Here is a 14,054-nt window from a genome sequence, read left to right on the forward strand (position 1 = left end):
GGAGAGATGAGTGACGTACCTGCCGCCGACGGACCATTTGAGGAACAGCGGCAGATCTACGACCTGCTGTCACAGGAGACGCGCCACTTGGCCTTGCAGTTCATCCTCGGTCATCCTGCCAGCCTCCCATCGCTGGATGAACTCGCGCATATGCTCCCGAAGAACAAAGCGGCGATCCGGGAGCAGTTGCAGGTCCTCATCGACGCGAACGTCATCGCTCGATATGACCACCCGCCGAACGCAGATGCTCGTGACCTCCCATCGCAGTTCTACGGCCTCACTGAGTACGGTGTAGGGGTACTTGAGGAGTACAATTATCTCAGCGGCCTTCCGGTCGCACGGGCAGTGTACGGCCGCACGCGGCTCTCTGAGAAGGCGCATCGACATCAGGATGCACCACGACCAGAACTCCCTGCGGCCGTCGCTGAGCGTCTCTCGCTTGACGAACCCAGCGGCTCATTCGATCGGATCGCGCGCTATATCCGGGAACGCAAATCCGACACACACAGTGTTGACGATCAAATCGCGCTTGTGCGTGCCTTCTACGATGCGGGTATCACCCCCGATCACGAGGGGCTGAAACGCACGGAGCTTGGGGAGATACTTGATGTCGACCTTGAGTACCAACCGCAAACAGTCCTTACTCACTTGGTCGATCTCGGCCTCCTCTCGGAGACGACTCCCCCTGGTCCCGATGTCTTCGCGATCAGTGAACAGCGTGATGAGATCGTCAACGGTGCGGTAACCGAGGAAGCAGAGCGGAATCTAGAGGCACTCATCGGGCACATTGACGACAAACTCCAGCCGATCACGCTGGATGAGGACGCTACCGAGCTTACCGGAAAGCAGACAGGGCTCTCGTCACCATCGGTTGCTATCGCTGACGGTGCTGGGCGGAGCATCCGGAGTATCTTAGCGACGGAGTTCAACGTCACTCCTGAACGGGTTCCGGAGACGCTTCGCTCAGGAGATCCGGTGGATCGGCTCAATACTGCTGTCAATGCGATCGAAGCAGCTGAGGAAGTGACGACATCTGAGGAGTACGGTCGAATTGTGTTCGTGAATCAGGCGTACCGCTATCGGCTGACAGAGCAGGCGATAGAGTTGATCGGAGCGTAACACTCCTTCCCTTCTGTTCCCAGTAGGTTTGAGCGCGCCCAAGGCCTCCAACCGCTGTGGGTCGCTGTAGACACGTGAGAGGGCTCTGTCAGAGTTACCGCTGGACCAGCCAGCTATTAGCTATCCCAGCCGTCTATGCCTGATTCGATATCTAAGATGTCTATTCCTGCCTAGGTGGCTATGATATCTATCTCGTCTTAGATAGCACATCCAGATATCCCATACCAGAACGAGTAACTGCTCTCAAGTATCTCGCTCGCCTGCTACTCGTTATTCGTCTTCACTATCTATGTCGTCTAAGACATCTTCAACGGTTTTCCCTTCTAAGCCCGCTTTCACCAGGGCGGGGTAGAAGTGACGGTTCTTCTCGAGCTCCTCTCCGTATTCTCGCTTGTGCTCCAGTTTCACCTCGTCGAATCGGAGGTCGAGTCGCGAGTGGAGATCCTCCGGGAGGTACATCAGAACGCTCGGGAGATCTTTGATGCTCCGCTGGTCGCTGATTGAGGCTTCGGAGGAAGTCGTCTCTTCCGGCATATCCGTCTTAGACGACTTAGACTTCTTAGACGAATTAGCGTCGTCCAAAGACTCGGACTCGCTTTCATCGCCACCAAATCGCTTGCTGAGCCGGTCTTGCATTCGCTTTCCGTCGTTGTCTCGGTCGGTCATGGGAGACTCTCCAGCCCCTCGATATGCTCTGCGATGCGCAGTAGTTCGTCCTGCTGGTCACAGTCCTCGTCGTGGGCGAAGATGGATGTGCCCGCGTTCGCAGCACGTTTGATTGCAGCTCGATTACGGAGTTCGAAGACGGGGATGTGCCCTCCGAAATTCTCGCTGAACCACTCCAACATCGCCTTTTGCTCACCGTCGAGGGGGTAATCGATGTTGCTCACGACGAGCGCCTGTTCTTGAATCGGCTGATCGAAGTTCTCCTCAAGACTGTCGATCTGTTTGAACAGGAGATCAAGCGCCCGAATAGAGGTATCCTCGGCCTCGACAGGAATGAGAACATTGCCACAGGCCAAGAGAGCGTTGTCCGTGAGTATCCCAAGCGACGGAGGACAGTCTATCAAAATCACGTCCCAGTCCTCGGCGTCTTCCAAAAGCATCGAGAACCGCTTTCGTGACTGCATCGCCGACACAAGGTCCTGCTCCAGTGTGAACATATCAATATTCGCAGGAACGACGTCGAACTCCTCGTGGGCGATGACTAAGTCGCTGAGCGTGTGCTCTTGTGGCGCTCGAATAGCGTCATTGAGGTTTGTCTTTTCGGCGCTGTATTCGTCGTCGAGCCCGACTGAACTCGTGAGATATCCCTGCGGATCAGCGTCGATCACCAGAACTCGGTTGCCTCGTTCGGCGAGCGCGCCAGCAATATTGACGGAGTCAGTTGTCTTCCCGACGCCTCCTTTCTGATTGACGATCGCGAGGGCTACTGTCATACGTGGCTATGCTATCTAAGAGGACTTAGACCGCATAAAAGTGCGTCAGACAACTACTGGCTCGAGAATCTAATCCTCAATACAAAATCGGCGAGGGCAATCAAGTTCTGTATCTAACTGCGGGAGGAGATTCTGCTTGGAAAATGCGGCGACGAATGAGGTACAAAGCTCTTGTCGGAGCTTCGGGGTAAGATGGTCCTGTTGTGGGGTTTCTCGTCGATGTTCATACGTAAGTTCGGTGAGTTGGCTTCGAATGCTCATCTCTCCCATGAGCGAAGGTTCTCTCTGTCCGATGGGCTTTCCATAGAGTACCCAGTCAATGCCGTCGGTCCCGATCCCGACAAGGTACTGGAGTTTTTGATTGGTTGTATATTTGATGAATGTATCGTCTTGTAAATATCCTTTTATTTGTGCGGCTGCGGCTCCCTCTCTTTCTTCCCGTCCGAGGCGTTTAGCCTCGACAATACAGAGAGTTCGAGCTGGTGGATCGTCAATCTGAAAATCTGGTTGCTTCTGTTCTTCTTCGATGAGCTTCGCTGGGCGCCATCGAACATCCTTGTAACCGAGAGCGCGTAGAAGGGGAACGATGAGATATTGTTCAGTGAAAAACTCTGGCTTCTGTTGAACGACTCCCCCAACTAAATCCTCCCCCTTGAGGATCCGCTCTAGAGCTGCGGAATCCGTCGTCCGGTCTTCAAATTCACTGATAAATGTTTGAAGCTCCTGTAGCACACTATAGGCAACAGCTTCATCTGAGTCTGGAAACCGCTCAATCACTACTCCGGCTCATATTAAACTGGTATATATTTTGTTCCTGGTAGTATCATCTTCGGTAGAATGATTCGTAGTTCACCCCTGGTACTGACAGTTCCCCTCACCAAATTCGGATGCCGTTTTGCGTGCGTCTCGCACCTGCTAAGGAAAGCTGTGCATAGAGCTATGCACAGAAGGCATTATACCACCGCTTTGACCATATGGGGCCATGCGCCGCCGGACAGTCCTCCACGCACTCGCCGGGAGCATCGCCCTCCTCGGCGGGTGTCTCTCCACGCCCGATCCAGCAGGGTCCACGACTCCAGTCGAATCGGGCACTTCAGCCAATACGAACTCACCAGCTACTGACGGCCCGATGCTCTCGATCGACAGCGTCGAGGCCGGCAACTCCCGGAAGAACTTCCAGTCAGCGCTCGCGCGATGGCGCACCTGGCTCGAAGACGAACGCGGTGTGACCACGCTTGAGGGACTCGATGTTCCCGACTGTCGTCGGTACGCTCGCCACCTCAAACAGCGCGCTCGCGACGGCGAGCTCAAAGCCGGCACTGCGACCACCTACTACGCGTACGTCCGTGCGTTCCTCTCGTTCTGTGTCGCCGACGAGTTCCTCGACACCAACCCGGCGAACTCATCAACCACTACACTTTGGTCTACCTCGGCAAGGTGGGTGGCGGTCTCTTCGAAGATGTGCTCGCAGGTGTACTCATTACGCCGTCGGGGTGGTCTACAACGCTCCTTCTTGGTGGTGTACTAGCAGTCAGAGCGGGGATTAGGGGCGCTTGTTCTCCGGACACCACAGCCGACGTGAACTAGCTCTTCTCAACACTCCCCGAATGACGACAATTGTGATCGATTCGTTTCGCGTCTTTGATCTGCCACTCTTGGCTCATCTGTGTACGGGACTCGTCGGTGGAACACTCATGACGCTTGAACCGAAGATGTTCCCGATAACCACCATGGAGTCGTCCTAACAATTGAATCGCATGGATATCGGAACGGGCCAACTCGTACTCACAGGTGCAATGGGGCTCTTCTTGATGGTGGTCTTCCGGTGGCTAATGCACGTGGAGGAGTGGCGGTCGTATTCAGTGACTGCCGGCGGGACGGGGACAGACCAGCACGAAACTGAGCACGCAGAGAAACCAAGCGGTCTCGTTCGCTGGCTTACAACCGTCGATCACAAAGACATCGGTCTCATGTACGGGACGTTTGCACTGCTCTCGTTTGCGTGGGGCGGAATCGCTGTCGTTCTGATGCGAACGGAACTCACGACACCTCCAGCAGACCTTCTCGGAGCCAGTTTCTACAACGCCCTCATGACGACACACGGGATTACGATGCTGTTCCTGTTCGGAACACCGATGCTGGCTGCCTTTTCGAATTACATGATTCCGCTACTGATCGGTGCTGACGACATGGCGTTCCCGAGAATCAACGCAATCGCCTTCTGGCTATTGCCCCCCGGTGCGTTGCTCATCTGGGGCGGATTGATACTCGAACCATTGAGCATCGGTATTGAGGGAGCACAGACCGCGTGGACACTGTACGCTCCCCTCTCGATAGAGCAGTCAAATCAAGGTGTTGATCTGATGATTCTTGGGTTGCATCTGACCGGTCTGAGTGCCACGATGGGAGCAATAAACTTCATCGCGACAATCTTCACCGAACGTGGTGAGAACGTCACCTGGGCGAATCTCGATCTCTTCTCGTGGACGGTACTTGTCCAGTCTGGTCAGATTCTCTTCGCGTTCCCACTCCTCGGAAGTGCCCTCATTATGTTGCTACTGGATCGTAACTTCGGGACGACGTTCTTCACCGTCGAGGGGGGTGGCCCGATCCTCTGGCAGCATCTCTTCTGGTTCTTCGGCCATCCGGAAGTCTACATCCTCGTCATCCCTCCAATGGGTCTCATAAGCTACATCCTGCCTCGATTTGCCGGTCGAAAACTATTCGGCTTCAAGTTCGTTGTCTACTCCACGCTCGCCTTGGGCGTGCTCTCCTTTGGCGTCTGGGCACATCACATGTTCGCGACGGGGATCGATCCACGCGTCCGGGCGTCGTTCATGGCGATCTCGATCGCAATTGCGATTCCCAGCGCGGTCAAGACGTTCAACTGGATCACAACGATGTGGAACGGCAGCCTTCGGCTGAACACGCCGATGCTCTTCTGCGTCGGATTTATCGCTAACTTCATCATTGGCGGTGTGACTGGCGTGTTCGAGGCATCCATCCCTGTTGATCTCATTCTTCACGACACGTACCACGTTATCGCTCACTTCCACTACGTTATCATGGGGGCAATCGCATTCGCTATCTTTGCGGCCGTCTACTACTGGTTCCCGTTGTTCACCGGGAAGTGGTACCAGCGGACTCTTGCCAAGTGGCATTTCTGGCTCACAATGATTGGGACGAATCTCACCTTCTTCCCGATGATTCTTCTCGGATACGGCGGTATGCCACGTCGGTACGCCAGTTACGATTTGACCGTCGGGCCGGTCGCCTACTTCACTGACCTCCACCAGCTCGCCACGCTGGGTGTGTATATCTTAGCCGTCGGCCAGCTAATCTTCGCATGGAACATCGTTACATCGTGGTTGGAAGGCCCCGAGATCGAAGATGGGGATCCATGGGATCTCGAAGAAACCGGGATGGTCACCAACGAATGGCACTGGCTCGATCGAAAGCGGGAAACAGCACTCATGGATGGAGGGGCCGACACAGAGAACGACCGCTCATCTGCAGAGTGATTTACACTGCGCCCGATAGTATGCACACTAGCCCGCTGCAATCATGAGCTCACAACAAGAGACGTCCGAAGCCGAAGCAGAGGCGAGCATCCCACAATCACCACAACAACGGCGTCTCGATACAAAACAGGAGCGCGCTCGTACCGAAGAGAAGACCCAAACAGAACAAGCCGCCGGAAAAGACTGTCCAGCTCAAAGTCTTTCGATACGACCCTGATGTCGAAGCAAAACAGGAGCCTCGATACGATGGTTTCCAGGTTCTGTTGAACGAGAGATGACGGTCCTCGATGCACTCATCTATGCCCGTGACCACTTCGACTCGAGTCTGACTTCCGTCATTCCTATCGAATGGCGGTCTGTGGAAGTGATGGCTCCTTCACCAACGGGCAGCAGTGCCTGGGATGCCAAACACAAATTAGGATCTTCACGAACCGATCCAAGTCGAACCACTCCCACACCATCCAGTCATCAAAGATCGCGTCGTGGATATGGAACGGTTCTACGAACGAATGGGCGAGGTAGAACCGTACTTCCAGACAAACGAGCTGCCGACAGGGAAACTCGAGGAACAACGCCAGAATCGGGAAAATCGCGAGAAAATCAAACAGGCCGCACGCTGTATCTGGTGTGGCTGTTGTACCGCCTCGTGTAACCTGTCATAGACAGACGAACAGTACATCGGACCGGCAGCTATCGTTAATCGGTTCTACTTCGATGAACGGGAAGGCGACAACGTCAAAGACCATCGTCTCAATTTCCTCGCGAAGGAACACGGTGTCTGGCAGTGCTACACCCCGTTTTCCTGTACCGAGGTATACCCGAAGGACATCCCGATCACCGAAGAGATCCAAGAGATGAAACGCGAAGCGATCAAGCGTGACCTCAAATTCCGGTGATCACTCGGACAAGCGCTCAACCGCTCTTTCGTGGATCTCTACCTCGTTCGGCGCTGCAAACGCCTCGTCAGCAGAGCGACATTCATGAGCTCGCTCGAACCATTCACTACGCTTCCAGTTCTCGTAATCTTCTCGTGTCTCCCAGACGGTCATCGTAATCGCTCCGAGTAGGGATATGTGACTCGGTCAGCAGTGAATGAATAACTGGCATTCGGGAGATCAGCACGGATACTCGGAGTAATGCGAACCGACCGCTAAGACGACTCACGAACGTGTTCGGGAGTATCGAGAGGCACCCTGACGACAGTATACAACTAATGAGCGTCGTTCCAGGGAACCTCGAAACCACGCAACAGCCACCGATGACGGTTCCCCTCCGGCACTTCATTGTCGGACTCGGGTTCCTACTCGTGGGGGTACTCATCGGCACCGCCGCCATCGTCGACGTGACACCCGGATTCATGATCCTCGCCCACGTTCATCTCCTCCTCGTCGGATGGACCTGTATCAGTATCATGGGCGCGATGACGCAGTTCGTTCCCGTCTGGTCAGGCACACAACTCCATTCTCGACGCCTATCGACCCTGCAGCTGTGGTTGGTCACAATCGGCCTGATCGGGTTTGCTGTCAGCCTCCTCAGTAGCGCCCTGACATGGCTACCGATATTTGGAGGCGTGATGGTACTCGGATTTTGGACGTTCGTTTATAATATCGGCCGAACCCTCCGACCGCTCTCTTCGTACGACGTGACCGAGCGTCACTTTGGACTCGCACTCGGGTTCTTCCTCCTCCTGACCACTCTCGGCTTTCTCCTCGCTTTCGATTTCGTCTATCCCGTGTTCTCACCGCTCTCGATATCGCGTGCAGAGGTGATACAGAGCCATGCGACACTCGCCGTTTTCGGGGCTGTACTGACGACCGTCTTGGGGGCACTCTACCAGCTCGCGACGATGTTCACGCAAACCAAGCTCCACGGGATCGATATCCAGTTGCGTCGAATCGAGGAAGTGGGCTATCCCGTCGGCGTTGTACTCCTAGCAACTGGTCGACTGGTTGGTGGGGAGATACTCGCCCAGATCGGGGGAGTGCTAGTCATTATTTCGCTCCTCGGATTCGGTGTGATACTCGGACGGCGACTCTACGAAACACAGGTCGACTGGACACCGATGCTCTCGCGGTACGCCGTCGTGGTCCCTACGATGGTGTTCTGGGCAGTGCTTACAGTACCGTACTGGATTACAGACCCACTGGCTCGAAACACGCTGTTCGGTGCACCGGGGACGGTCCATCTGCTCGTCTTGGGCGTCATCGGCTTCGTCGTCCTCGGGACCCTCTATCACATCATTCCGTTTATCATCTGGGTCCACCGCTATAGCGATCTATTAGGGTACGAGGCGGTCCCGATGATCGACGATCTCTACAACGACAGAATTGCAACTGTCGACTTCGTTCTATTGGGAGGCGGAACAGGGATATTCGTCGTGTCCGATCTGTTCTCGCTTCCGTCAATGAGTGCTGCAATCGGTGGAATATTGGTGCTGGTAGGTTCGCTCCTCTTCCTCACCAATATGGTGAGCGTCATCCAAGAACATAGTCCACATTCACTTTCCGGCATCCTCTTCAGTACGTTCCGGACGGATCGGGATTCCTCATCGGAAGAATCGATTGAACCTGTCGACGGTCGGTAGCCCTGGAGATATGGATGGGATTGGTCATGGAGTCTCGAACACGTTCGGGTGAATACTCACCCTGTGGACCGCGGAACTGTAGAACAACAAGAGTCCTTCCAGAACCCCCAACGCAGACCATTCTGCTGTTCAAGTGGTCTAAACACTACGATCGGACTCAGCCACCGGAACATTGAGTACTCATGTCAGAACTTACCACCCTCGACGAACTCACGAAAGCACCGCACGCGGAAATATTCGAAGAGCGACGGCCACGGGCAGTTCGTCTTCAGCTGGATACCGATGAACACGTTCCCCCGCACACCCATCCTGGGACAAATATCGTGCTTCATCTTGTCTCTGGACATCTGGAGCTGACTTTGGACGACGAGACCTACGACGTGAAACCAGGACAGCTCGTTCGATGCAGTGGTGAGTGCGAAATCTCACCCCATGCACTCGAACCGAGTACGGCCGTCGTCGTGTTCGCGCCGAAGGAGGATGGGTCCGATTAATCGCACCACAGCAAGGGGTCGGACTCATTCGTTTCTGATCGGGAGCGATAGCGACCTCACTCGATGGTTGAGCGCACCCGTTCGAATTCGATTTCGGCTGATCGCTCACGATCGACTGCTCGGGTCCCCATCTCTTCGATAAACGCTGCATCCGACAGATAACCTAAGTGGTCTGTACAGTGAATACAGACGCTTGGAGCGCTGAGTACACGAGAAATGAACCAGCCCCAGCATCGGGGATGGCGTTCCTGCTGCCCTTCTCGGTCACAACAGTCGCATGTTTGAGGACGGGCAAACACGCTTCAGCGATCGTGAGTGGCACTTCTGTGGCTTTCTTCACTGCGGCGGTCTGAGCTGTTCCATCACGATACGCTGCAAGCAGCTCATCGACTACGGCTGCATCTTTATCGGCGAGGTTCAGAAGAATCCCCTGCTGTGTCCTGAGATATTCCTGTACCTTAGCCATCTCATCTTCCACGTTTGCATAGCCCTCTTTCCCGATGGTATGCAGACACACTATCTCACAGTGCCGTTCCGATAGCGCCGACGAAAGTCGCAACTGTGCCTCCAACAGGGGTCCCCTTCTGCGATGCGACGTTATTGAGGAAATCGCTGATTGGTTGGTCGCCGTAGCTCATACGAATGAATACGTAAACCGATCCAACATTGGTATTTTATTGCACACCCACCATCTCGTAACTCGTTCCCGACGATACTAGACATCGGCCATTCGAGAAATCGGTTCAGTCACCCTCATCGATATTCGACGTACATGGCCAGGAAGCCATCTCAGAAGGGAGCATCCGGGTCACTGCGGCTCGGACGTTCATTCTGCCTAGCGCGTTCCATAGGAGTGGAACCGACGCCTCCTTCGGGAACATGCGTAATAGACTCGGTCGAGAGGAATTTGTCCTCTAGCTCTTTAAGTTGCTCGTTAATCGCATCGCTCTGGTGATGCATCCGAGCAGCTCGAACGCGGACGAGATCGTAGTCGTGACGGTCCGACAAGCCGTTCCACGCGCGGAAGGAGCCGATCGTGAGCGTGTGGGTCTGGGGACAGAAGGGGGTTGTCGGCGTGAATTCAGCCCGAAGGACGGATGAGTCATTCCGTGTCTCTGCATACCGATAACCGGCGTTCTGGTGGCGGGTATCGAGGTTCAACCGTGCCAGATTGTAGTTGAACGTCATATCGTAGACTTTTCGTTCCTCGAACAACTCACGAGTGAGCTTGTGAAAGGCCACATGGTCCTCACCCGAGAGGATTCGATGACCCTCAAGAAAATCTCCGGGATCTGGGAGATGTTCTAGGACGAACTCGTCGTATTCGTCGAAGAGTCCGCCATCATCGCTAGTGCCGCCAAAGGGGGAAGGGAATCCAGCCATGGACGACGATACGTACGAGCCCAACCTATCGTTGGTCCCGGACATGTTCACCGGTTCGGGCGAGAAAGTGGCGAATGCGAGTAGAATCGAGAATGCACTATTGAGCGAGGAGCGACGCTCACACTGTGTCGATATGAGCTTCGGAGATACCCGCGATGTCCATCGGGAGACGGATTCGAATCGCCTGCGTCGTCAGCGGCGAGATACCGCACCCACCACAGGCACCCGAAAGCTGTATCCACACTTCACCCGACTCGGGATCGAGATCTTGTATCGCTGCGTTCCCACCGTGCATTGCGATCTGAGGGAATTTCGTCGCAAGAACGACCCCACTTCCTCTAATAACGCCTCCGCATCTTCCGCTATCTCATTCGAGGCGGTCGAAGTATCGGCCTCCATAGCTACTCCTTGGACTGCAAGGAGTGAATCAATTCGTCCGAATACCTTCTACTGTCTCAGCTCTCCAATAGATGAAGAGACAACAGTTGACTCAACTGATATACACACGAGTTACATGGCCCCCGCATCCACATTGCTGGATGTATTCCCATTCCAGATCGTTAGCATCGACCATTTCGTCGAGGGCATCGTAGAGATATTCGGAGGGATGACCATGGTCACCGTGCGTAACGAGATTGACGTGATTTCCCGGTTCAGTGTGTTCGATCGCGTCGATAGCCTGTGAAATGACGAGATCGATATCGGCAGCGTGCTGTGGTTTCTCGAGATTCGCCGACCACGAATTATCGTGCATGCGGTCGGTAACTGGTTCGGCCTCACCGTGTCCGTGATCGTGGTCGTGAGAGGTACTCATCTTCGTCTAGAGGGAAGACACGAGCAGTGAAAGAAGCGAGCCCGAACATCTTCGGCCAACGGATGGGCGGTGGGCACATCGAAAGCCAACCGGGGTAATCTAGGTCCCGCAGTTTCTTCGACGTAATGGATCTGCGATTCCAGTTCGTTTCCCCGTTGGCGCGGTGAGTACCAGAAAGCTCCTCCGAGACGATTATACTTCCGGTGTATCCGTTAGAAAACGTGATACGAGGAATGGCCCGCGGCGCAGTCCCGACAGGAGCAGCAACGATTTTTCTGAGCGGGACCGCCGCCGCCCACGTTGATCACGTGGTCGATGCAGACTCGGAGACGATTGGCGAGACAATCCAGCTCGTTATCCCGACGATGACGGACCCGCTGAATGCCGTCCTCTTAGCCGCCGGTGTGGTCGGGCTCGTGGGACTGCTCGCCGGCTGGCTCGTTGTCAGGCCATTCTCCCGTGACATCGCGGAGTTCCGCGCGACGATGAGGGAGTACACCGGCCTCGTTTCCTGGCTCTTGCGCATCAGTATTGGCTTCTCGCTGGTCGGCGCAGGCTTCGCAGGTTACTACTTCAGCCCAGCCGTACCGATCGAGGCGCGGTTGCTCCAGATAGGCATCGGCTTCCTGCTTCTGTTCGGCCTCGCAACGCGTGCAGTCGCCGCTATCGGGTTGGTCGCGTACGTCGTCGGCGATTATGTTCGGGATGATTGGTTAGGCTCTCGAAAACCAATCCCCGGATATGACATACTCTAGAATCCGGGTGAGCTGGACCGAACGACAGCGAATTATCGGTGGTGCGATAGCGCTCGTTGCTGGTACAATCTGTTTACTGGCACTAACGACGACAGGAACTAGAAGTGACTTGAGTGAGATGATACTCGCGCTCATCAGTGTTGTCCTATTCGTCGTTGGAACACTCTCGATCGGCACCTCTGAGCAGGATCAAGTCTAATGGTCTCCATCAGCTTCGATTCCCAACGGACGTACGATGACCAGCGCTTCACAGCTCGAACGGTCTTCGAAAGTACCAGGATGAAGGTGGTCTTGGGATACTTCGCACCAGGGCAGTTCATCCCCGTCCATACCCCGAAGAGTGACGTCGTCATCGCGGTACAGTCGGGAACCGCTATGGTTCGTGACGGTGCTGAAGAACACAACGTCAACCCGGGCGACGTGGTCGTGGTTGAGGCAGAAACCGAGCGTGGGATACGAGCCGATGAAACAGAACGGATGGAGGCGTTATTAGTGACAGCGCCGCCACCCACGGACGAAGAACATGGCCCTGTCCGAACGGGAATCCGCGAGAACACGTTCGACCCTCGAGGGGGTAGCACCGCTTCCGACGACGTATACTGAAAAGCGTATTATACTACTAAAGAAGCCACGACGACATGGTGAAGGATGAGAAAATGGATCAAACGATCACCACGACATGACTGCGGCGACGGTCTCTCAGTGGGCTCGGCGATATGTTCTCACCAGTGTCATGTTCCTCGTAGCCTGGCAGGTGGGGATTGTCGTCGGAATACCGCGGTACGCCGAAGTGGTGCTTGGCATCTATGGGTTCGTTCTGCACATGGTGTTCGGGAAGGCATACTCGCTTGTTCCGACGTACTTCGATCGCAAACTCGCATATTCGTACGCTCCAGCGGTCCAGTTTCCATTCGTGGTGGCTGGCACAGGCGGCCTCACCGGAGCAGCGCTTCAAATCGGGCCGACGTGGCTCGGATCGGTGGGAGTGCTTCTGTGGGGTCTCGGAGTCAGTGTGTTCCTGGGGACGCTCTTCTGGACAATTCGTGGGAACCTCACGGGCCGCGACACCGCGACGGGTGAAACGAATGCCGATCGGCAGCCGATAGACCGCCTGGCAAACGGCTTCGTTCCGATCGCACTGGGATATCTGATCCTAGGGACGTACGAAATGCTCGCGATCTACACCGGACTACCCCTGCTTTTCGATGGATACGTTCCTCGAGTGACCCACCTGCTTGCAGCGGGCACAGCTGGATTGCTGATCTTTGCGCTCGGGTTTCGACTTCTTCCTCGATTCATGGTCGCATCTCCGCCGCGGACGCTCGTCGCGGTGGTCCTCCCAACAGGGGCCCTCGGACCGATACTACTGGCTACCCACCTTGGGAACAACCCCTGGTTTCAGCTAGGAGCATTCGTGGAAGCGATCGCAGTAGCTGGATTTGCTCTCGGGGTCGGGGTCCTATTCGTTCGCTCGGAGCGGCGACGTGTGGGCTTCTACGCTGTCCTCGCTGGAGCAACCAGCGGTGTTATCGCAGTCGCACTCGGCCTGTGGTTTGCGTTCGGTCAGCAGTCGTCGGCACTCGTGCTGGCACATCTCCGGCTGAACCTCCTCGGGTTCCTCGGGCTCACGATTATTGGGATTGCGTATCAGTTCTATCCACCCGCTGTCGGAGTCTTTCCAGGAGCGTCGAATCGAACTGCGCTCGTCTCGATTGCTAGTCTTGCGAGCGGCTTACTCGTCCAAGCCGTTGGGCTCGGCGGCCACATACCGCTCCTGACGACACTAGGACAGTTGTTGACGCTCGGCGGGACACTCTTGTATGCATTCCTGATCGTCGCTGTATTCACTGCACGATAACGGTCGAATTCCATGGACGCACATCGATTACGGCACTCGGAACGAGAGATACAATGAAAAGCTAGAAAGGTGGGGTCGCCCATTACA

13 protein-coding genes and 2 pseudogenes are annotated in these 14,054 nt (G+C 55.3%); 9 read left to right on the forward strand and 6 right to left on the reverse strand.

Annotated features, from left to right (window positions below; all coding sequences use genetic code 11):
• Positions 1–6 precede the first annotated feature (6 nt).
• Positions 7–1,119 (forward strand): hypothetical protein, encoded by a 1,113-nt coding sequence (locus AC6RUA_RS18120; RefSeq protein ID WP_499816043.1) that lies wholly within the window; start codon positions 7–9, stop codon positions 1,117–1,119.
• A 270-nt stretch (positions 1,120–1,389) separates the two neighbouring features.
• On the opposite strand, the gene AC6RUA_RS18125 is transcribed toward AC6RUA_RS18120, so the two are convergent.
• The 3 genes from AC6RUA_RS18125 to AC6RUA_RS18135 all read right to left on the reverse strand — a co-directional run bounded on the left by AC6RUA_RS18125 (position 1,390) and on the right by AC6RUA_RS18135 (position 3,335).
• Entirely contained in the window at positions 1,390–1,785 is a 396-nt protein-coding gene (locus AC6RUA_RS18125; protein WP_499816044.1) for a DUF8160 family protein, read from the reverse strand.
• A complete protein-coding gene (locus tag AC6RUA_RS18130) occupies positions 1,782–2,558 on the reverse strand; it encodes a ParA family protein (protein ID WP_499816045.1) in 777 nt (258 codons plus the stop codon). The genes AC6RUA_RS18125 and AC6RUA_RS18130 overlap by 4 nt, the downstream gene beginning before the upstream one ends.
• Before the next feature lie 69 nt (positions 2,559–2,627).
• Positions 2,628–3,335 (reverse strand): hypothetical protein, encoded by a 708-nt coding sequence (locus tag AC6RUA_RS18135; RefSeq protein ID WP_499816046.1) that lies wholly within the window; start codon positions 3,333–3,335, stop codon positions 2,628–2,630.
• A gap of 352 nt (positions 3,336–3,687) precedes the next feature.
• On the opposite strand from AC6RUA_RS18135, the gene AC6RUA_RS18140 reads away from it, so the two are divergent.
• The 5 genes and pseudogenes from AC6RUA_RS18140 to AC6RUA_RS18160 all read left to right on the forward strand — a co-directional run bounded on the left by AC6RUA_RS18140 (position 3,688) and on the right by AC6RUA_RS18160 (position 9,157).
• On the forward strand, positions 3,688–4,086 hold the full coding sequence (locus AC6RUA_RS18140; RefSeq protein WP_499816047.1) for a site-specific integrase: 399 nt from the start codon (positions 3,688–3,690) through the stop codon (positions 4,084–4,086).
• 229 nt (positions 4,087–4,315) lie between these two features.
• Positions 4,316–6,079: a cbb3-type cytochrome c oxidase subunit I gene (locus tag AC6RUA_RS18145; protein ID WP_499816048.1), complete on the forward strand. Its 1,764-nt coding sequence runs from the start codon at positions 4,316–4,318 to the stop codon at positions 6,077–6,079.
• 43 nt (positions 6,080–6,122) lie between these two features.
• A pseudogene (locus tag AC6RUA_RS18150) lies at positions 6,123–6,975 on the forward strand (succinate dehydrogenase/fumarate reductase iron-sulfur subunit).
• 317 nt (positions 6,976–7,292) lie between these two features.
• Positions 7,293–8,663 carry a hypothetical protein gene (locus tag AC6RUA_RS18155; protein WP_499816058.1) on the forward strand — a complete coding sequence of 457 codons (1,371 nt, stop codon included), beginning with the start codon at positions 7,293–7,295 and terminating at the stop codon, positions 8,661–8,663.
• A 182-nt stretch (positions 8,664–8,845) separates the two neighbouring features.
• The gene (locus AC6RUA_RS18160; protein ID WP_499816049.1) at positions 8,846–9,157 is read left to right on the forward strand and encodes a cupin domain-containing protein; all 312 of its coding nucleotides are present in this window, start codon (positions 8,846–8,848) and stop codon (positions 9,155–9,157) included.
• A gap of 163 nt (positions 9,158–9,320) precedes the next feature.
• On the opposite strand, the pseudogene AC6RUA_RS18165 reads toward AC6RUA_RS18160, so the two are convergent.
• From AC6RUA_RS18165 to AC6RUA_RS18175, 3 genes and pseudogenes are all read right to left on the reverse strand, one after another.
• A pseudogene (locus AC6RUA_RS18165) lies at positions 9,321–9,795 on the reverse strand (cyclodeaminase/cyclohydrolase family protein).
• 151 nt (positions 9,796–9,946) lie between these two features.
• On the reverse strand, positions 9,947–10,540 hold the full coding sequence (locus tag AC6RUA_RS18170; protein WP_499816050.1) for a DUF7998 family protein: 594 nt from the start codon (positions 10,538–10,540) through the stop codon (positions 9,947–9,949).
• 490 nt (positions 10,541–11,030) lie between these two features.
• Positions 11,031–11,354, reverse strand: coding sequence for a CGCGG family putative rSAM-modified RiPP protein (locus AC6RUA_RS18175; RefSeq protein WP_499816051.1), 324 nt, complete (start codon positions 11,352–11,354; stop codon positions 11,031–11,033).
• A gap of 221 nt (positions 11,355–11,575) precedes the next feature.
• Between AC6RUA_RS18175 and AC6RUA_RS18180 the strand changes: the two genes are divergently transcribed.
• The 3 genes from AC6RUA_RS18180 to AC6RUA_RS18190 all read left to right on the forward strand — a co-directional run bounded on the left by AC6RUA_RS18180 (position 11,576) and on the right by AC6RUA_RS18190 (position 13,967).
• Positions 11,576–12,109, forward strand: a complete 534-nt coding sequence (locus AC6RUA_RS18180) for a hypothetical protein (protein WP_499816052.1) — start codon at positions 11,576–11,578, stop codon at positions 12,107–12,109.
• A gap of 198 nt (positions 12,110–12,307) precedes the next feature.
• Complete coding sequence (locus AC6RUA_RS18185) at positions 12,308–12,712, forward strand: cupin domain-containing protein (protein WP_499816053.1); 405 nt, start codon at positions 12,308–12,310, stop codon at positions 12,710–12,712.
• Between the two features lie 130 nt (positions 12,713–12,842).
• Entirely contained in the window at positions 12,843–13,967 is a 1,125-nt protein-coding gene (locus tag AC6RUA_RS18190) for a hypothetical protein (RefSeq protein ID WP_499816054.1), read from the forward strand.
• The last annotated feature ends 87 nt before the right edge of the window (positions 13,968–14,054 follow it).

Source organism: Halorarum sp. SLYT50, from assembly GCF_059821265.1.

Bases quoted from the DNA above. Each gene is read 5' to 3' on its own strand.
- AC6RUA_RS18155 (WP_499816058.1), top strand. From the start codon at position 7,293: ATGAGCGTCGTTCCAGGGAACCTCGAAACCACGCAACAGCCACCGATG.
- AC6RUA_RS18190 (WP_499816054.1), top strand. From the start codon at position 12,843: ATGTTCCTCGTAGCCTGGCAGGTGGGGATTGTCGTCGGAATACCGCGG.
- AC6RUA_RS18125 (WP_499816044.1), bottom strand. From the start codon at position 1,785: ATGACCGACCGAGACAACGACGGAAAGCGAATGCAAGACCGGCTCAGC.
- AC6RUA_RS18120 (WP_499816043.1), top strand. From the start codon at position 7: ATGAGTGACGTACCTGCCGCCGACGGACCATTTGAGGAACAGCGGCAG.
- AC6RUA_RS18185 (WP_499816053.1), top strand. From the start codon at position 12,308: ATGGTCTCCATCAGCTTCGATTCCCAACGGACGTACGATGACCAGCGC.
- AC6RUA_RS18130 (WP_499816045.1), bottom strand. From the start codon at position 2,558: ATGACAGTAGCCCTCGCGATCGTCAATCAGAAAGGAGGCGTCGGGAAG.
- AC6RUA_RS18140 (WP_499816047.1), top strand. From the start codon at position 3,688: ATGCTCTCGATCGACAGCGTCGAGGCCGGCAACTCCCGGAAGAACTTC.
- AC6RUA_RS18175 (WP_499816051.1), bottom strand. From the start codon at position 11,354: ATGAGTACCTCTCACGACCACGATCACGGACACGGTGAGGCCGAACCA.
- AC6RUA_RS18145 (WP_499816048.1), top strand. From the start codon at position 4,316: ATGGATATCGGAACGGGCCAACTCGTACTCACAGGTGCAATGGGGCTC.
- AC6RUA_RS18160 (WP_499816049.1), top strand. From the start codon at position 8,846: ATGTCAGAACTTACCACCCTCGACGAACTCACGAAAGCACCGCACGCG.
- AC6RUA_RS18170 (WP_499816050.1), bottom strand. From the start codon at position 10,540: ATGGCTGGATTCCCTTCCCCCTTTGGCGGCACTAGCGATGATGGCGGA.